Annotated in this window: 15 protein-coding genes; 9 read left to right on the top strand and 6 right to left on the bottom strand. The window is 62.6% G+C overall.

Annotated features, from left to right (window positions below; translation table 11 throughout):
* Positions 1-126: 126 nt before the first annotated feature.
* Entirely contained in the window at positions 127-1,479 is a 1,353-nt protein-coding gene (locus tag AC3WKX_RS31590) for a tetratricopeptide repeat protein (protein ID WP_102606249.1), read from the bottom strand.
* A gap of 339 nt (positions 1,480-1,818) precedes the next feature.
* Between AC3WKX_RS31590 and AC3WKX_RS31595 the strand changes: the two genes are divergently transcribed.
* From AC3WKX_RS31595 to AC3WKX_RS31615, 5 genes are all read left to right on the top strand, one after another.
* Positions 1,819-3,402, top strand: coding sequence for an ABC transporter substrate-binding protein (locus tag AC3WKX_RS31595; RefSeq protein WP_008431399.1), 1,584 nt, complete (start codon positions 1,819-1,821; stop codon positions 3,400-3,402).
* Positions 3,399-4,376, top strand: a complete 978-nt coding sequence (locus AC3WKX_RS31600; RefSeq protein WP_087693384.1) for an ABC transporter permease — start codon at positions 3,399-3,401, stop codon at positions 4,374-4,376. Before AC3WKX_RS31595 ends, AC3WKX_RS31600 begins: the two co-directional genes overlap by 4 nt.
* Positions 4,376-5,203 (top strand): ABC transporter permease, encoded by an 828-nt coding sequence (locus tag AC3WKX_RS31605; RefSeq protein WP_003210288.1) that lies wholly within the window; start codon positions 4,376-4,378, stop codon positions 5,201-5,203. Before AC3WKX_RS31600 ends, AC3WKX_RS31605 begins: the two co-directional genes overlap by 1 nt.
* Positions 5,200-6,780, top strand: coding sequence for a dipeptide ABC transporter ATP-binding protein (locus AC3WKX_RS31610; protein WP_102606248.1), 1,581 nt, complete (start codon positions 5,200-5,202; stop codon positions 6,778-6,780). Before AC3WKX_RS31605 ends, AC3WKX_RS31610 begins: the two co-directional genes overlap by 4 nt.
* A 305-nt stretch (positions 6,781-7,085) precedes the next feature.
* Complete coding sequence (locus AC3WKX_RS31615) at positions 7,086-7,946, top strand: alpha/beta fold hydrolase (protein ID WP_102606247.1); 861 nt, start codon at positions 7,086-7,088, stop codon at positions 7,944-7,946.
* Here the strand turns inward: AC3WKX_RS31615 and AC3WKX_RS31620 are convergent.
* The 5 genes from AC3WKX_RS31620 to pmrG all read right to left on the bottom strand — a co-directional run bounded on the left by AC3WKX_RS31620 (position 7,913) and on the right by pmrG (position 13,817).
* Positions 7,913-8,635 (bottom strand): L,D-transpeptidase family protein, encoded by a 723-nt coding sequence (locus AC3WKX_RS31620; RefSeq protein ID WP_003210282.1) that lies wholly within the window; start codon positions 8,633-8,635, stop codon positions 7,913-7,915. The two genes, AC3WKX_RS31615 and AC3WKX_RS31620, sit on opposite strands and share 34 nt — an antisense overlap.
* Before the next feature lie 83 nt (positions 8,636-8,718).
* The gene (locus tag AC3WKX_RS31625) at positions 8,719-9,480 is read right to left on the bottom strand and encodes a M15 family metallopeptidase (protein WP_173883072.1); all 762 of its coding nucleotides are present in this window, start codon (positions 9,478-9,480) and stop codon (positions 8,719-8,721) included.
* Positions 9,481-9,547: 67 nt separating this feature from the next.
* A complete protein-coding gene (locus tag AC3WKX_RS31630) occupies positions 9,548-11,068 on the bottom strand; it encodes an ArnT family glycosyltransferase (RefSeq protein ID WP_102606246.1) in 1,521 nt (506 codons plus the stop codon).
* A gap of 60 nt (positions 11,069-11,128) precedes the next feature.
* On the bottom strand, positions 11,129-12,784 hold the full coding sequence (arnT, locus tag AC3WKX_RS31635) for a lipid IV(A) 4-amino-4-deoxy-L-arabinosyltransferase (RefSeq protein ID WP_102606245.1): 1,656 nt from the start codon (positions 12,782-12,784) through the stop codon (positions 11,129-11,131).
* Between the two features lie 349 nt (positions 12,785-13,133).
* Entirely contained in the window at positions 13,134-13,817 is a 684-nt protein-coding gene (gene pmrG / locus AC3WKX_RS31640; RefSeq protein WP_102606244.1) for a lipopolysaccharide core heptose(II)-phosphate phosphatase PmrG, read from the bottom strand.
* 346 nt (positions 13,818-14,163) lie between these two features.
* On the opposite strand from pmrG, the gene AC3WKX_RS31645 reads away from it, so the two are divergent.
* The 4 genes from AC3WKX_RS31645 to AC3WKX_RS31660 form a co-directional block, all read left to right on the top strand.
* On the top strand, positions 14,164-14,832 hold the full coding sequence (locus AC3WKX_RS31645) for an ABC transporter ATP-binding protein (protein WP_102606250.1): 669 nt from the start codon (positions 14,164-14,166) through the stop codon (positions 14,830-14,832).
* Position 14,833: 1 nt separating this feature from the next.
* Complete coding sequence (locus tag AC3WKX_RS31650; RefSeq protein ID WP_102606243.1) at positions 14,834-17,308, top strand: ABC transporter permease; 2,475 nt, start codon at positions 14,834-14,836, stop codon at positions 17,306-17,308.
* Positions 17,298-18,362, top strand: a complete 1,065-nt coding sequence (locus AC3WKX_RS31655; protein ID WP_102606242.1) for a lipocalin-like domain-containing protein — start codon at positions 17,298-17,300, stop codon at positions 18,360-18,362. The genes AC3WKX_RS31650 and AC3WKX_RS31655 overlap by 11 nt, the downstream gene beginning before the upstream one ends.
* A gap of 143 nt (positions 18,363-18,505) precedes the next feature.
* On the top strand, positions 18,506-19,250 hold a 745-nt coding region (locus tag AC3WKX_RS31660; RefSeq protein ID WP_102650514.1), incomplete at its 3' end, for a hypothetical protein.

The raw sequence follows: 19,250 nt of genomic DNA on the forward strand, positions 1-19,250 counted from the left end.
CCGGCCGGGAGGCCGCTGTGCTGTTGATCTGCTTTTGATCTTGATCTTAGGCGCCCCGTTAAACCACGCTGGCCGAAGCGAGGTGCCGAGTGGTGGGGCAAAAGCGAAACTAATACAAGCCATCACCTAAATAACGGATATCCCCCCAATCCGCGCCCGCGCCCGCAGTGCCTCCCCAGGCAACCCCAAAGCCTCATACACCACCACCAAAGCTCGGTTCGTCGGGACATCCAGCCCGTCATACCGCCGGCGCAATTCCAGCGTCTGCTGCGCCCCAAGCCAATCCCCAACCCGCAACCGTGCGTCCAGCTCCACCTGCGCAAACAAATCCCGCTGCGCATGACTCCCGCCAATCTCATTCAGCCGCGGCAACGCTATCCCCAGCTGTTCCAACGCCCGCCGGGCATCCCCCCGGGCATGCGCCAACAACCCCTCAGCCAACGGCAACGTCACTTCCCCCCAAACCGGCCGCGCTTCCACACTGTGCCTGCGCAAAGCCGCCAACAACTGATCCGCCTCAGGCTTGCCCGCCCGGGCCAACCCATACAAATACTGCACACTCAAAAACGGCTGTACCGCATCCCCAACCCGACGCTGCAGGTAGGGCGCCAACGCCTGCCACCGCTCACCCACATCAATCCCGGCCAGCTCCAGCCGCGTCAGCAATGACACCGCGCCCACCTGATCCTGGGAGTACTCCGGCAAGATCCCCCACACATGCCGGTCATAAATCTCCAGCACCCGCTGATCCTCCCCGCGCCCCAGATAAAACAACGCGAGATGCCACCAGTTATGGGTGTACATGAACGAGTTAAGCCCGTCCCAGTGCTGCTTCACGCCCTCCAGAAACCCGATGCCTTCCTCGATACGCCCCTGGGTCAGCATCACATGGGCCAATGCGTGATGGGCCCATGGCTCGGACGCCTGCAACCGCAACGCTTCAAGCGCACTGGCCTCGGCTTCCTCCAGCAAATGACACTGCTCATACGCAAACGCCAGTAGCCCGTGACTGTGGGCGATATCCGGCGCGCCGGCGGTGGCTTTCAAACCGATCCGCAGCAGCGCCGGCCAGTTGCCCCGGTTGAATTCCAGGTACTGGTTGAGCTTGGCCGCAAGCAGGTCCCGCGGATAAAGATCCAGCAGATGCTCGCTGAGGCGCAGCACTTCATCCAGCTCGTCGTTGATCCAGGCTTGCAGCACTTGCAGATACACGAGCGCCCGTGGATGCCGGGAATTCACCGCCGCCGCCCGCTGACGGTACTTCTCGGCCAGCACAGGGCCCTCGGGCGACTCGATAAACATCAGCAGCAGGCCGGCAAATCCGTTGGCCAATGCTGAGTCGGGGTCGGCATCGGCGACCGCGAGGATGCCCTCGGCACGGGGCTGATAGCCGAGAAAACCGCCGACGAAATCATCCAGGCCCTGACGGGTGGCGGGGTTGAGGGTGTCGATGGGGTTGCCCAGGTAATCCAGTGACATGCGCTTCAAACTCATGGGTTCAGATAGCGGTTAGAAGGGCAAACCTTGTGCCAGTGATGGGGCCCTCAAACTTCAAACCTTACCGTAGCAGCTGCCGAGCCTTGTCGAGGCTGCGTTGGCGGCATACCTGACACACCGCAGACGCAGCCTCGCCAAGGCTCGGCAGCTGCTACGCACAACCATTCCTCAAGAGGGCGGGCTGTTGCTTTTTCCACACTCGTCCCGGCCACTGTGGTTTTTTCATCACTGCCAAGGCCTGTGATGCCCGCAAACGCGGCCCGTCGCCCCATGGCACAGCCCTTGCTAAATCCCTGACAAAACCTTAGCCAAGGAGTCTCCATGCGCCCTTTATCTTTTCGCCGTGTCCTTTCATACCTGGGACTTGGCGCCGTGCTGCTGGCCGGCACCGCTCAGGCGCAACCCCATGACGGCGGGGTGCTGAACCTGGTGGCCCAACCCGAACCGCCGTCGCTGATGCACGGCGTGGTCAGCCACGTGTCCACCCAGTACGTCAGCGGCAAGATCCTCCAGGGCCTGCTGACCTTCGACACCGACCTGAAACCCAAACCGGTATTGGCCAAGGCCTGGACCGTTTCTCCCGATGGCCTGACCTACACCTTCGATTTGCAGGACAACGTGCGCTGGCATGATGGCCACGCGTTCACCGCCGATGACGTGGTGTTCAGCTTCCAGACCTTCTACCCCGAAGTGGACAAGCGCCTGGGCGGGGTCTTCACCGAGTACGTCGACAGCATCACCGCCAAGGGCCCGCTGCAGGTGGTGTTCCAGCTCAAGAAACCCTTCGCGCCGTTGCTCTCGGCCCTGGGCAGCGGGCTGCGGCCTGTGGTGCCCAAGCACCTCTACGAGAACACTGACTTTCGCAACAACCCCTATAACCTCAAGCCTGTCGGCACCGGCCCGTTTGTGTTTGTGGAGTGGAAACGCGGCGCCTATATCAAGCTGGCAAAGAACCCCGACTACTGGAAAAAGGGCCTGCCACACCTGGATGCGATCATCTTCCACGTGATCCCGGACGGCTCGTCCCGCGCTGCGGCGTTCGAGCGCAATGACGTGCAGGTGCTGCGCAGCGGTGATGCCGACTATTCCGACCTCAAGCGCCTGACCGCCTTGCCGGACGTGCAGTCGTCGGAAAAAGGCTGGGAGCTGTATTCCGGCCTGGCCTTCCTGCAGATCAATACGCGCAAGCCGCCGCTGAACAACCCCAAGGTGCGCCAGGCGATCCTGTATGCGCTGAACCGCCAGTTCATCGTCGACAACATCTTCTTCGGTTCGGGCAAGGTTGCCCCCGGCCAGTTCGTGTCCACCTCGCCGTACCACGACCCGCAATTGCCGCAGTACACCTATGACGTGAAAAAAGCCAAGGCGCTGATTGCCGAGTCCGGCGTGGACGTGGGCGCCGTGCGGATTCGCCTGCTCAACGGCGAGAAGGGCGGTGCCTGGGAGCGCCTGGCCGAATACACCAAGCAAGCCCTGCAGCCGCTGGGCTTCAAGGTACAAGTGGTGACGTCCGACGCCGCCACCTGGTTCCAGCGCGTCAGCGACTGGGACTTCGACCTGACCTACAACTTCATCTTCCAGATCGGCGACCCGTACCTGACCAACGCCTACCTGTACCGCTCCGACTACATCCTCAAGACTTCGCCATTTGCCAACGTCAGCGGCTACAACAGCCCCGAGGCCGATGCCCTGTGGACCCAGGTCGCCAACACCCCGGAAGGCCCGGAACGCACCAGGCTCTATAGCCAGTTGGAAAACGTGCTGAACACCGACCTGCCGATCGCGCCGATCTTCGAAATGCGCTACCCGACACTGTTCCACAAAGAGGTGAAGAACCTGCTGCAAACCGCCACCAGCCTTAACGAAGACTACGAAAGCGTCTACCTCGACGCGCCTGCACCATGAACGGGTTGCTGTATTTCAGCGGTCGCCTGCTCAAGGCACTGTTGATGATTGTGGCGGTGCTGGTGCTGGGCTTTTTACTGATCCGCCTGGCGCCGGGTGACCCGGCGCTGCTGTTGGCCGGCGAGGCGGGGGTGGACGATGTGCAGTTCATCGAACACCTGCGCCAGACCATGGGCCTGGACAAGCCGTTGCTCACGCAGTTGCTGATCTACCTGGGCAATATCGCCCATCTGGACCTGGGTTATTCCTACCGCAACCAGACCTCGGTGTGGTCGCTGATTGCCGAGCGCTTGCCGGCAACACTGGCCCTGATGGGCTCGGCATTTTTGCTCTCGTCGGTGCTTGGCGTCACCCTGGGGACGTTGGCCGCCCGGGCCCGACAGAAGCGCCACTGGCTGGATGGCGTGATCTCCCACGGCGCTTTGCTGCTGTATGCGATGCCGCCATTCTGGCTGGCAATGCTGCTGATCCTGTTGTTCTCCGTCAGCCTCGATTGGTTGCCGGCGTTTGGCATGGAAACGGTGGCACAGGACTTTTCCCTGCTCGACCGGCTCAAGCACCTGCTGCTGCCGTGCGTGTCGTTGAGCGTGCTGTTCCTCGCCTTGTATATCCACCTCACCCGCGCCGCCGTGCTCGACGCCCTTGGCCAGGAATACGTGCGCACCGCCCACGCCAAGGGCCTGCACCCGCGGCGGATTTTGTACGTGCATGTGTTGCGCAATGCGCTGTTGCCGGTGGTGACCTTTGCCGGTTTGCAACTGGGCCAGTTGGCCAGCGGCGCGTTGCTGGTGGAGGTGGTGTATTCCTGGCCGGGGATTGGTCGCTTGATGTACGACTCGCTGGCCCAGCGTGACTACGGCGTGTTGATGGGCGGTTTCCTGGTGATCTCGATTCTGGTGGTGGGCTTTAACGTGTTGACCGATGTGATCTGTCGTTTTCTCGACCCGCGTATCGGTGCAGGAGTGCAAGGCTGATGCTGGTTTTCCGACGTTTTGTGCGCCAGCCTGCGGCGTTGATCGGTGCGCTGTTTTTGCTGCTGCTGACGCTGTTGGCGATCGCCGCCCCCTGGCTGACCAGCAGCTCGCCATGGGAGATGAACAGCCAGCCGATGCTCGCGCCATTCCACGACCCGGCCCATTGGCTGGGCAGTGACCTGCTCGGTCGCGACCTCGCCAGTGGCCTGCTGTACGGCGCGCGGGTGTCCCTGGCCGTGGGGGCGCTGGCCAGCCTGGCGACCCTGGTGGTGGGCCTGCTGGTCGGCGCGGTCGCCGGCTATTTCGGTGGCTGGCTCGACGGTGTGCTGATGCGCATTGCCGAGTTCTTCCAGATCATTCCGCAACTGGTACTGGCGGTGATCCTGGTGGCGATCCTTGAGCCGTCCCTGTTCTCCATCGTGCTGGCCATCGCACTCGTAGCGTGGCCGGCGGTGGCGCGGTTGGTGCGCAGTGAGTTCCTGACCCTGCGCCAGCGCGAATTCGTGCAGGCCGCGCGGGTGCTGGGGCAGTCGCCGCTGGGGATCATTGCCCAGCAGATCCTGCCCAACGCCCTGGCGCCGCTGCTGGTGACCATGACCTTTGTCATGGCCACGGCGATCCTCACCGAAGCGGCCCTGGCGTTTCTCGGCTTGAGCGACCCGGAAGCCATGAGCTGGGGCTACATGATCAATGCCTCCCGTGGCTTGCTGCGGGACGCCTGGTGGATGAGCTTTCTGCCGGGGTTGGCGATTGTGCTGTGCGTGCTGGCGGTCAATCGAGTCGGTGAAGGTTTGCGTGTGGCCTTTGAGCCCGGGAGGTCGCTATGACGTTGTTGAGTGTTGAACATTTGCGTATCGCCTTGCCGGCCGGTGCGGACCGCAGCCATGCGCTGTATGACCTGTCGCTGCAACTGAACCGTGGCGAATGCTTGTGTGTGGTGGGTGAATCCGGTTCCGGCAAGTCAATGCTGGCCAAGGCTTTGCTGCGCCAGTTGCCGGACCCGCTGAAGGTGGAAAGCGGGCGCCTGGTGTTTCGCGACGAAGACCTGGCCGACCGCAGCGAAGAGGCCATGCGCCAACTGCGCGGGCGGGATATCAGCATGGTATTCCAGGAGCCCATGAGCGCCCTCAACCCACTGATGCGGGTGGGCGAACAGATCGATGAAACCCTGCGCGCCCATGGCGTGGCGGCGGCACGGGTGCGGCGTCAGCGGGTGGTGGATTTGCTCGGTTATGTCGGCTTGCCCGACCCTGAGCGCTTGCGACTGGCGTATCCGTTTGAACTGTCTGGCGGGCAGCGTCAGCGGGTGGTGATCGCCATGGCCCTGGCGTTTGATCCGGCGCTGTTGATTGCCGATGAGCCGACCTCGGCGCTGGACGTGACCACCCAGGCGCAGATTCTCGACCTGCTGCGCAAGATCCAGCAGGACAAGGGCATGGCACTGTTGTTTATCACCCACGACTTTGCCGTGGTCGAGGCGATTGCCGACCGGGTGCTGGTGCTTGAGAAGGGCCGGGTGGTGGAGCAGGGCACGGCCCCGGCGGTGTTGCGTGTGCCCCGGGAAGATTACACCCGGCAGTTGTTGGCGGCGGTGTCGGCGCAACCGCTGGTGCCACGTACGCAGGTGGCTGGCCCTGTGGTGCTGAAGGCCGAAGCGCTGGGCAAGGTGTTCTGCAGCCGCAGCGGTTGGTGGGGGCGGCGTACGACTCAGGCGTTGGATGCGGTTCAGCTGCAGTTGCGTGAAGGCGAGACGTTGGGGATTGTGGGGGAGTCGGGGTCGGGCAAGTCGACCCTGGGTCGGTGCCTGGTGCGTTTGCTGCGTGCTGACAGCGGGCGGATCGAGTGGTTGGGGCGGGAGGTCGCGGGGTTGTCTGAAGGGCGGCTGCGAGCGTTGCGCAGTGATGTGCAGATGATTTTCCAGGATCCGTTTGCGTCGCTCAATCCGCGGCAGACGGTGGGGCAGATTGTTATGACTGGGCCTTTGGTGCAGGGGGTTTCCAAGGCGGATGCCGAGCGGCGGGCCCGTGAGTTGCTGGGGTTGGTGGGGTTGCCGGCAGCGGCGTTTGAGCGGTTTCCTCATGAGTTTTCCGGGGGGCAGCGGCAGCGCATAGGGATCGCCCGGGCGTTGGCGGTGGAGCCTAAGGTGTTGATCGCTGATGAGTGTGTGTCGGCGCTTGATGCGCTGATCCAGGTGCAGATTCTGGAGTTGCTGGAGTCGCTGCAGCGGCGGTTCAGGTTGAGCATTGTGTTTATTACTCATGACTTGCGGGTGGCTGCGCGGTTGTGCGACCGGATTGCGGTGATGCGTAAGGGGAGGGTGGTGGAGCAGGGGGAGACGGCGGCGCTGTTTGCTGATGCGCGGCATCCGTATACGCGGGAGTTGTTGATGGCTGAGGCCATCTGACTTGGGTTGTTGGGGTTGGGGGCATATCCGTTATTCAGGTAACGGCCACCTATGGTTTCGCTCTTACAGCGAGTCACATTGCAAAAGCGGCAAAGGCGACCTGAGTGTTAGAGCAAAAGCAGAGCCGCTTTATGTGGGAGCGGGCTTGCTCGCGAAGAACCTGAGAGCGCCGCGTTGAATCAGGATGTTCGCGTTATCGTTAACGACCTTCGCGAGCAAGCCCGCTCCCACATTTGGATCGTGTCCGCCTTTGATTTTGCTGTTGCTTCACCACACTCAACCCTTTCACTTATTGAGAAACCTCCATGCCGACCTCTTTCACCGAACTGCCAGTGATCCAGGGCCAACCACTGGAAATCCGCCCCAACCGTCACCTGAGCATCACCCATCACGCGGGCACCACCCAACCCGACACGGTAGTGTTCTTCTGCCACGGCGCCGGCGGCAACAAGGACCAGTGGCGCCACCAATGGCAATCCCTGAAAACCCAAGGCTACAGTCTGGTCGCCTGGGACCTGCTCGGCCACGGCGCCAGCGCAAAACCCCGCAACCCCGAGGCTTACGCCTGGCCCGAACTGGTCGCCGATTACCTGGAAATCCTCAGGCGCTACGGCGGCTCCCGCAACCTCATCGTCGCCCACTCCTTCGGCACTGGCCTGACCCTGAGCGCCTTGCTGGCCAAACCCGCGATCCCCATCGAAGCCGTATTGCTGCTGGGCACCCGACTGCACAGCATCAGCCGGAGCGGCGGCCTGATGCGTCTACCCGCATGGCTCCTGGAATGTCTGCGCCCACTGCTGGCCAAAGGTTTCCGCCAGGCGGCATGGAACGCCAAGGCCGACCCCGCACTGGTCGCCTACGAAGAAAAACTCACCGAGCGCAACCCGCTGTACATGTTCAAGGCCCTGATGAAAAACGTCCAATGGCCAGACGCCAATGCACTGCTCACCCTGACCCTGCCTGTGAGTGTGCTGGCCGGCGACACCGACGGCCTGACCCCGGCCAGCGGCGGCGAAGCACTCGCCCGGCATTTGCCCAATGCCGAGTATCAGTTGTTGCCCGAATGCGGCCACCAACTCATGCTGGAAAAACCCGATGAGGTATTGGCCGCATTTCAGCGCCTGCTGTCAGCTCAGCGGGACGGCAGTTTCCAGCGCTCACGGTAGAGGTCGTACTGCGCGGCGGGCAGTTGCACCAGCAGCGGGTTTTCTCGCGGGTCCAGCCAGGCAAACAACGCCTGGATATTCACCGGGTCCATCGCCGTGCAGCCCAATGTTCCCGAACTGACGCTGCGCCAGATATGCAGGAAAATACACGAGCCGCCGTTGGCCAAAGCCGGTGTGTTGTGCTCGACAAAAATCCCCTGGCGGTACAGCTGGTCCTTGCGCAGCATCCGCTCGGAACTGGTCCAGTCCTTGTTCACCGCCGAGCTGTCCACCAGGGTGTTGTAATGGCTGGACTGGCTGTCATCCACGCATTCGCGGGTGGCGGTACTGGCCGCGTAAGGCAAGCGGGTGTCAGCGGTGGGAGCGTAGCCGAAGGCACCGCCGAGTTTGAAGATGCCGGCCGGGGCCTTGCCATCGCCTTCATGCTTGAGGGGCTGCTGGTCGGGGGTGGGTGTCGTAAGGCCGGTGCCCCACGCCATGCCGTTTTTACCGACCACGATGGCAAAGGGTTCGCCGACTTTCTGAAAGCCTTGCCCGTGCCGCTCATAGCGTTGTGCGGTGCCCTGGAGGGCGTTCCAGCCCGGGGTGGTGACCACGATCAGTTGCCGGCTGGTCTCGGGGATTTGCGCGAGTGCCACGTTTGAAAGCAGCGTCAGCAGCGCCGCGCAGGTTTTGATGAGCGTGTTCAACGGCGTTCAGTCCTTGAAAAGAGGGAAACCTCAAACGCTAGTTTTTGCCCCGGGCTTTATCAAGCTGAAGCTGTGTTGTGATGTTACCGCAGCGGTTCGATAGGGAAGTCCATCGGCTCGGCCCGCACCGGATTGCGGCTGTAGGTGAAGTGCCACCATTCGCCGGCATAACCGGTAAAGCCTTCCTTGGCCATCGCAGCGCTCAACCGTTGGCGGTTCTGGCGTGCCGCCTGGCTGATGTGGGGGCTGTTGGCGTGGGCCATTTCGTCGAAGCAATCAAAACCGGTGCCCATGTCCAGGCCGCCATCGGGCAAGCGTCGACCGTAACCGGCGGCGCAATCCACCGCCGCGGTGTCGGCGCTCCAGGCCTGGGCTGGCCGCGCATCGGGACCGGTCAGGGTCACGTCCACTGCCGCGCCCCGGGAGTGGTTGGAAACCTTGGCCACGTAGCCCAGGCGCCAGAAATCCTGCTTGTTCACCCGGGGGTAGAACTCGGCCTTGGCCGGATCCCCCGGCAGGCTGGCGAAGCGGCCCATGTTCGCCACGGCACGGCTGGGACGATAGCAGTCGAAGACCTTCAAGCCGTAACCCTGCCTGGCCAACTCGGCCTGGACCCGTACCAGTGCCTTTGCCGCGTCGGCAGACAGCACGCATTCGGCTGCGTTGTAGCCGTCCAGCGGCGCTCCGGTGAAGTTGTGGGGGCTGGCGTAGCGAATGTCCTGGGCGATGCTCGGGTCGAGGCTGCGCAGGTAAACCATGTTGGCCGGCATCGGCGTGTCTGCCGCTACCGGCGTGGCGAGCACGATCAGGCTCAGGGCGGCAAGGGAAAGGGAAGAGTAGGGCATGGCGGGCCGGGCTCGGACGGTGGCTTAAGCGCGCCACACTAGCAATGCCCGCCCCATGCCGCCAGTGCTACGGCGCGGCGTTGGGCACAAATGCCACGCTGCCACCGTCACGCTTGTGGAACAACCGTTCACCATTGTCCGGCTGGGTAGTGATGACCTGATGATCGTTGCCCAGGTAGGCCAGCGGCGTCGGGTCATCCTTGGTGGACTGCGCGACAATAATTGTGCGCTTGGGATCAAAGGTGCGGCCGCTGGTTTTTTCCAGCCAGCCCATGAACGCCGCACTGTCGCCCTGGCGCGGGAAGTCCTGGGTTTCGGCAACGTAGTAGAACGGCGTCCCGTGATTTTGCAGGTACATCGGTACCTTGTTGTCGACTTCCACCATCACCATCTGCCACTCGTTCCATGGCGCGCTTTTCACTGCTTGCGCTTGAACGTCCTCGGCGAAACGGGTCACGCCGCCATTGCCATTGGTCCACGGATACACCACCCCGAGTACCAACAGCATCACCCCCGCAGCGATGCCGAACCCACGGTACCAACCCCGGCCGACCGTGCCTTTGCGGGCGATACGCTCACTGACCCACCACGCCGCCAGCAACTGCGCGAACGGCACCAGCGGCAGCACGTAGTAACTGCGCCGGCTGCCACTGGCGGTGAAGAACACAAACAGCAGGCCCAGCCCCCACACCAGCCAGCGGGTGTTGGGCGGGGTGTCGCGCCAATGCCGCACGGCGAGCCACAGGCCCAGCACCCAGCACGGCGCCCAGGGCAAGGTGTAGGCCGGCAGGTAGATCAGGTAGGTGTAGATCGGCCCCATATGGTCGAACGGGTCGAAGAAGCGCACCACGTTTTCCCGGAACACCAGTTCCAGGCCGCTTTCACCGTAGGTCGGTGCGCCGTAGAGGTGGGACAGCACAAACGGAATCGCATAGAACGCCCCGGCAATGATCACGGCCAGCACCAGCCGCAGGTTGAGGTGGCGTTTGTAGCGCTGTTCGCTGAGCAAGTGCGGCAACAGCACCAGGCCCGGCAGTACAAAGCCGATCAAACCCTTGAACAGTGATGTCGCCGCCAGTAACAGGAAGAACACCGTGTAGCGCCCCAGCCGCGTATCGTCCGGCCCGCGCCAATACCACCAGACGGCGGCGAGCACGCCGCATACGGTCAGCACGTCCGCCGTGGCCACCCGGGCCCAGAAGAGGAAGTAGAAGGTGGTCGCGAGCATCCAGCCGGCAATCAGGCCGGTGCCTTTGCGGAACAGTTGCTCGCCGATCAGGTACACCAGCCAGATGCTCAGCCACGCCGAGATCACCGATGACAAGCGCAACGACCACGGCCCCAGGCCGCCCATCAGGTTGGCAAACCCGGTGATCAGCCAATACGACGGCAAGGGTTTGTCGTAGTACGGGGTGCCCTTGAGGTACGGGTCGAAGTAGTCGCCGCTTTGCAGCATCTGCAGGGTGATGTTCGCCCAGCGGGTTTCCGGGCCCCACAGGTCGCGGGCGCCCAGGCCCAGCAGCAGGATCAGGGCCGACACGCCCAGGAGCAGCAGCAGGGCGCCGCGTTCGGTTTTCCAGAAGTTCATGGAGCGGTTCCGATGTGGGATGAGTGTTGAATGGGGTCACCCCACATTAGGGCGCCTGTGTTACGGCAATTGCGGGTAGATGATGATCTCCAGGTCACCCTTGTAATAACGCTTGCCCCCCAACGGCAGTTGGCCGGCTTCGCGCATTTCGCTGGTGCTCCTGACCCGCATCAGCACGCCCACCGGGCCTTGCTGGCGCGCCTGCTTGAGCCAGGCCTGAACGCTGTCGAGCTCCACCTTGCGGTGCATCGAGTCGGCGTATTGCAGGCCGTAGCGCAGTTCGCCTTCAGTGTTGTAAAGCGTCACTTCCGGCCGGCGCAGGCGCCATGCCAGGGCCGACGCCGATTCCAGTTCGTTGCTCAGCAGCGCTTGGGTCTGTTGGAGCTCGTCCAGGTGCTGGAGCACGAACTGGTCAGGCATCTGGTTATCTTCGACCACCGCCGGCATGCCGGCGGGCAACAGCGCCACCAGCAGGCCAATGCCCAAGGCCGGCATCGCCCACAGCGCCAGCGGGCGGGAGGCTTGCAGCAAGTTGGCGAGCATCCAGCCCATCAGCACGATGAACGTCAGGGACAGGTTGAACATCTCGCTGTGGCTATTGCCGTACAACGGCCGGTCGATTTGCAGGTAGATCAGCGTCACCATCGCGGCGAGGCCGATGCCCAAGTTGAGCAGGCCATTGACGCGCAGCGTGCGGGTGCGAGCGTTGGCCAGCAGGTCGATCAACGCATGGCCCATCAGCAGCGCCAGCGGCAGCAGGCACGGCATGATGTAGGTCGGCAACTTGCCGTTGCTCAGGCTGAAAAAGCCCAGGGGCATCAGCAACCACAGCGCCAGGAAGACGATGGCCGGTTGGCGCTTTTCCTTCCAAGCCTTGCACAGTGTCGCCGGCAGCAGCGCCGCCCATGGCAGGCACGACACCACCATCAGCGGCAGGTAGAACCACCAGGGACGTGCATGCTGGGCATTGTCGGAGGCGAACCGGCGGATGTGCTCATGCCAGAAGAAGAAACGCCAGTAGTCCGGTTCCTGCAGGTGGATCGTCAGCGCCCAGGGCAGGCACACCACGGCCGCCACCAGAATCGCCAGCGGCCCGCAGCGCAGCAGTTCCCCCAGGCGACGTTGCCAGAGCATGTAAGGCAGGGCGATCAGCACCGGCAGCAACCACGCCAGGAAACCCTTGGTCATGAAACCCATGCCGCAGGCCACACCCAACAACGTCCAGCTGGCGAGGCGGGCACGGGGGGTGGAGCTGTCGAGGGCAAACCACAGCGCCGCCAGGCTCAGGTTGACCCAAAAGGTGAATTGCGGATCCAGGTTGGAATAACCGGCTTGCCCGGCCACCAGGCCGAAACTCATGTAGAGCAGCGCGCAGGCGAAGCTCTTGCGCGGGTCGTTCCACAGCCGGCGGGCGATCAGGTAGGCGAGCACGACGCTCAGGCCGGTGGTCAGGGCGGAAGCGATGCGCACGCCGAACAGGTTTTCACCGAACAACGCCTGGCCCAGTGCAATGAGCCAGTAGCCGGCTGCGGGTTTTTCGAAATAGCGCACGCCCATGAAGTGCGGTGCCACCCAGTTGCCGCTCATGAGCATTTCCTGGCTGATCTGGGCGTAGCGGGTTTCGTCAGGAATCCATAGGCCATGCAGGCCCAGTGGCAGTAGATAGAACATCACGAATGCCAGTAGTAATACGGGCAATGGTTTAAGGCGGGTCATGGCTATTGCACTCTCAAGCGGTATTGACGGTGAATCAGCGCGAGCGCTGGATCAGCCATGCGCGAGGGGTGGAAGGTGGTCGTGGTCGGGTAGAAATGCGGCACAGAACGTTATTCCTTAAACAGTCTGTTAGTGGGGGGGCGAAACTGAATATCCCTGTGCCCCAGTCAAGCTCGTTAAACGTGTGGCGTCCAATAAGTCATCGAAGGTCATCGTCATGTTGTTAACTTGTGAAAAGTTAGTGAGCTAATAAATTTTTGACAAAAATTCAATTAAAACCATAGACGATGCCACGGTCTGGCTGTCTTTTTGCTGAACGAACTTGAATGATTAAATGTTAAGAAGTGTTCTAAAGTTGTTTAAGCACGGCGGCCCAGTCCTTACTGTTCAAAATACCCAGCGCCTTGAACTTGCCATCGGGCAGCAGCTTTACAAACAATGCACTGCCGTATTCAGCATGGGCAGCGTGTGAGTAGCCCAATGCCTCCTCGAAGTCGCTGATGCAGGCGCTGTGGGTGACCACCAGCAGGTTGCGGTCCGCGTGTTTATGCGGGCGCAGTTCCTCGCCGATGGCAGGGCCGCAGATGGCCAGGGGGCCGGGTGACAGTTCGGCCTTGCCGAACATGAAAAGCGAGGTCTGCGCGGTACGGGTGGTGGGGCTGCTCAGTACGTCGGTGTTTTCCATGCCCAGGGTCTGGAAGGCCTTGCCCACGGCACTGGCAGACAACGAGCCGAGCGTGGTCAGGCCGTCTGACGGGCCCAGGCAAGGGTTGTTGGAGCGGTCACAGCGTTCCTCATGGCGGACCAGCACCACCAGGTCTCCGTTACGCCAGGCTTCCAGGGTTCCGGAGGTGAGCAGGCGGTGGCCCACGCCCAGGTCCAGCGGCGATCTTGGCCACCAGATGAACGCCGTTACTGCCAGGCTGATCATCATGATACCTGCCACGCCAAGCCACAGTTTGTTCAGCTGTTTTACAAATGCCCAGCGCGAGCGAGACTTGCTCAGGGTCAGGTCAACCACACTATTCACCATTGGTAACTTCCAGGCGTTAATCCGGTAACTGGCAGCGGCAAGTTAGGCAGGCGCCAAGTGAGTAGCGCTGATGCAGGAATATGCAAAAGCGTGTCACAGGGGCGCTGTCTTTTTGCTGAACATACCGATATAAAAAATTGTTCACTTGCACTAACGGGCGTTTGAAATAACCAGCCTGTTATCTGCCCATGGACGGCAATTTAAAGTGCAGCAGGTGGCAGCCGGGTGAAATCGATGTGAAAAATTTGCAGGGGGTCATGGGGCGCTCCTTTTGCCCATGGTTGTGACATAAAAATGTGACAACCGTTATTCTCGGCCTCAGTCCAGAGGCAGGTGGGGAATGGTGATGCTGCAGGTACAAGGGGTGTTTAAAAGCTATGGCACGCCGCAGGGGCCACTGGCCGTGCTGGCGGGTGTCGACCTTTACCTGGGAGAGCGTAGCAGTCTTGCGCTGATGGGCGAGTCCGGGAGTGGAAAAAGTACCTTGCTCCACCTGGTGGCCGGGCTCGACCAGGTCGACCGTGGCCGCATCCAGGTCGGCGATCAGCACCTGGACCAGATGAGCGAAGCGCAGTTGGCCCACTGGCGGCGCACCGAGATCGGCCTGGTGTTCCAGCAGTTCAACCTGATCGGCAGCCTGCGGGTCGAAGACAACCTGGCCTTCCAGGCGCGCCTGGCCGGGCGCCTCGATCCGGCGTGGCAAGGGCAGCTTGTGGAGCGACTCGGCCTGGGTGACTTGCTCAGGCGTTACCCCGAACAACTGTCCGGCGGCCAGCAGCAACGGGTAGCGGTAGGACGAGCCCTGGCGTCGCGCCCCGGCTTGCTGCTGGCGGACGAACCCACCGGTAACCTCGACGAAGGCACCAGTGACGAAGTGCTGCAACTGCTGCTGGACCTGCTGCGGGACAGCCCGACCAGTTTGCTGATGGTCACCCACAGCCCGCGCATCGCGGCGCGCCTTGACCAGCAGGTGGTGTTGCATCGCGGCCAGGTACTCGCTGCGGACGCCCGCTGACATGCGCGTCTTCCACTGGACACTGCGCGCGCTGCTCAGCCATTGGCGGCGCCACCCTGTACAATTCTTCAGTGTGCTCACCGGCCTGTGGCTGGCCACCGCGCTGTTGACCGGCGTGCAAGCCCTCAACAGCCAGGCGCGGGACAGCTACGCGCGGGCCAGCCAGCTGATCGGCGGCGAACCCCAGGCCAGCCTCAGTGCGCCGGACGGTGCGAGCTTCCCCCAGGCGCTGTTTGCCGACCTGCGCCGCGCCGGGTGGCCGGTGTCGCCGGTGGTGCAGGGCCGCGTGCAGCTCAAGGGCCATGAAGACCAGCGCCTGCAAGTGATGGGCATCGACCCGGTGTCGTTGCCCGGCGGTGGCGCGCTGGCCGGGCAGACCCTGGACCGGGCGCAGATGGTCGCGTTCTTCAACCCGCCGGGACGCACCTGGATCGCGCCGCAGACCTTGCAGTCTCTGGGCCTGAAAGAGGGCGACCAGCCGCTGACAGCTGCCGGGCTGGCGCTGCCGCCGCTGCATGTTCAAGCGGACATGGCCCCTGGCGTATTGCTGACCGATATCGGCTTCGCCCAACCGCTGCTGGACATGCCCCAACGCCTGTCGCGGTTGCTGCTGGACAGGGCCTTTGCCGCCGCGCATCCCGCCCTGCCGCCGGAACTGGGCGCGCAACTGCAGCTCAAGCAGGCCGAGGAAAACAACCTCGCGCGCCTCACTGAAAGCTTCCATCTGAACCTCGATGCGCTGGGCTTTCTGTCCTTTGTGGTGGGCTTGTTTATCGTGCATGCCGCCATCGGCCTGGCGCTGGAGCAGCGGCGCGGCCTGCTGCGAACCTTGCGGGCGTGCGGGGTCAGTGCGCGGATGCTGATCCTCAGCCTGGCGGTGGAACTCGGTGGCCTGGCCGTGCTGGGTGGCCTGGCGGGCGTGGCCAGCGGGTACTTGCTGGCCAGCCTGTTGCTGCCGGATGTAGCCGCCAGCTTGCGCGGCCTGTATGGCGCCGAGTTGCCCGGCCAACTGAGCCTCAGCCCGCTGTGGTGGCTCAGTGGCCTGGGCCTGGGTTTGCTCGGCGCGTTGCTCGCCGGGGCCAGCAGCCTGTGGCGGGCGGCGCGTTTGCCGTTGTTGGCGCTGGCCAATGCCCAGGCCTGGCACCAGGCCCATGGGCGCTGGCTGCGACGCCAGGGCTGGGTGGCGGGTTCGGCCTTACTGGTTGCGCTGTTGGCACTGGTATTTGGCGACAGCCTGGCCAGTGGTTTTGTATTGATGGCGGCCTTGTTGCTGGGCGCTGCGCTGGGCTTGCCGGTGGTGCTCAATGGCGTGCTCAAGGCGGTATTGGGGCGCAGCCGTTCGGTGCTGGGGCAATGGTTTCTCGCCGATTGCCGCCAGCAGTTGCCGGCCCTGAGCCTGGCGCTGATGGCCTTGCTGCTGGCGTTGGCCGCCAATATCGGCGCGGGCTCGATGACCTCGGGCTTTCGCCAGACCTTCAACAACTGGCTGGAACAACGCCTGACCGCCGAGTTGTACCTCAACCCGCAAAACCCGGCCCAGGCCGAGGCGCTGCAAACCTGGCTGGTGCAGCAGCCCCTGGTGCAGACAGTGCTGCCGACCTGGCAGGTTGCGGTGCAGTTGCAGGGGTGGCCGGCTGACCTGTTCGGCGTGGTCGACGACCCTACTTATCGCCAGCATTGGCCGTTGCTGGAAGCGGCGACGGACCCATGGGGCCAGTTGCTGCAGGACGACAGCCTGATGCTCAGTGAGCAAATGGCACGCCGGCTCAAGGTGCGGCTGGGCGATGTGGTCAGCATCCCCACGCCCCAAGGTCCATGGTCGCCGAAGGTCGTGGGGATTTATGCCGACTACGGCAACCCCAAGGGCCACTTGCTGGTGAATTCGCGGCACCTGTTGCAGCACTGGCCGGGATTGTCGCCGGCGCGTTTCAACCTGCGGGTTTTGCCGGGCAACGTGCCGCCGCTGGTGCGTGCAGTACAGGAACGGTTTGCCCTCGAAGACAGCCGCATCGTCGATCAGCAGCAGCTCAAGGGCTGGTCGAGCCAGGTCTTCGAACGGACTTTTGCCGCCACCGCCGCCCTTAACAGCCTGACCCTGGGCGTGGCCGGCGTGGCGTTGTTCATCAGCCTGCTGACCCAGAGCCAAAGCCGTCTTGGCCAGTTGGCCCCGCTGTGGGCGCTGGGCGTGACACGACGCCAATTGATGCTGCTCAACCTCGGCCAGACCTGGCTGCTGGCGGTGCTGACCCTGGTGCTGGCGTTGCCGCTGGGCTTGTTGCTGGCGTGGTGCCTGGACGTGGTGATCAACGTCCAGGCCTTCGGCTGGCGCCTGCCGTTGCAGGTGTTCCCGGGGCAACTGGCGCAACTGCTGGGTCTGGCGATGCTGGCCACCTTGCTGGCTTCGGCCTGGCCGCTGTGGCAGTTGTACCGCAGTCGCCCGGCGGATTTGCTGAGGACCTTTGCCAATGAAGATTAAGTGCCTGCTATGGGCGACCTTCCTGCTGCTGGGCGCCTGCGACAAACCGCCTGCGCCTGAAGAAAGCTTCGCCGGGCTGGGCAGCCAGGCCGCGGACTTTGCCCAGGTGGTGCCCGGCAAGGTCTTCAGCTTTCCCCAGGACCATGGCCCCCATGACGGCTATCGCATCGAATGGTGGTACCTCACCGCCAACCTGAAGGATGCCGAGGGCAATGCCTACGGCGTGCAATGGACGCTGTTTCGCAACGCACTCAAGGCCGGCCCGACACAACCCGGCTGGCACGACTCTACGATCTGGCTCGGCCACGCCGCCGTCACCTCGGCCACCCGCCATTACGCCAGCGAACGCTACGCCCGCGGCGGCGTGGGGCAGGCAGGGGCCCAGGCGGTGCCGTTCAATGCCTGGATCGATGACTGGAATTTCGCCACCCGCCCCGGTGCAGCCAGCCCCCTGGCGGACATGCAACTCAAGGCTGCAGGCGAGCATTTCAACTACGACCTGCACCTGACCTCCAGCCGCCCATTGGTGCTCCAGGGCGACAACGGCTACAGCCGCAAGTCCGACCAGGGCCAGGCGTCGTACTACTACAGCCAGCCGTTTTTCCAGGCAGATGGCCGCGTGACCATCGATGGAAAATCTTACCAAGTCACCGGCAACGCCTGGCTCGATCGCGAATGGAGCAGCCAGCCCCTGACCGCCAGCCAGACTGGCTGGGACTGGTTCTCCCTGCACCTGGACAGTGGCGAGCAATTGATGCTGTTTCGGGTGCGGCAGAAAGACGGACCGTCCTACCTGACCGGCACCTGGATCGACAAAGAGGGCCACACACAGACCCTGCACAACCAGGATATTCAACTGACGCCGCTGGGCACGACCGCGATCGATGGGCGCAGCATTCCCACCCAGTGGTCATTGAAGATCCCGGGCAAACATCTGGATATCACCACGGAAGCGGTCAACCCAAAAGCCTGGATGAACCTGAGCATTCCTTACTGGGAAGGGCCGGTGAAATTTCAGGGTGGGGTGGGGTATCTGGAGATGACGGGGTATTGAGTCCGACGATTTTTTGTAGGCCTTGATTACCTGCCAGGTAGGTGATTTCCCAAATGTAATTTCAGCTGTTCCAACCTTGTGTCCGGGCCGTGTTCGCCTGCCTATATTCCTGCGCCATATCCATTACATCAGGGATGTAAGTGATGGCGCAGGGATACATCAATGACCGCACCACGGACTACCTCAGTTTGAAATCCCGGTTACTGACCGGGGCCAGTGGGCAACTTTCCGATCAATTCGACGCGTTGAACCTGCATTTGCGTCAGGCAAGCCTGGTGACGCCGGGGCAGATGGTGATCGTTCCCGATGCCTACGTTGTGGCTTGCACTACTGATGATGCATGGTTGATGCGCCATGCGCAGGAGATTCAGCGCAATCTGGAGTTGGATGCCTCGGCTGGGGCGGCGGTGATCAATAACTATGATCTATTCCAGAGTTTATTGGCTTATAGCTCGGTGGGAGTCGGCAGTTCGACGGCGGCCTGGGGGCGACACCTGGACGAGGTTCAGCGCACTCTGGAAGAAATTGAGCGTTTGCATCAACAACTAAAGGATGGAGCCTTGAATAAGAAAGCGTTTATCCAGAAGCGGCAGATGTTGTTCCGGCGCTTGGATACTCAACTTCAAGGTGCGGCGCGATTTGGCACGAGCCTGAAAACCAATAAGTCACTGAAAAAAGTACTGGGTATTTCCACCAAGAGTTATCTGCACAAGAGTGAAATCGTGGGCTACACGCAGCGGATTCGCAGCATTGCCGAGACGTCGAGGTTTTTGGGCAAGGGGACGTATGTGGGGTTGGCGTTGGATGTGGGTGTGGCGGGGTTGGAGATCAAGGAAGCATGTATGGAGGGGCGGGAGGCGATGTGTAGGCGGGCGAAGTATGTGGAGG

The sequence above is a fragment of the Pseudomonas sp. GP01-A4 genome, assembly GCF_058780865.1.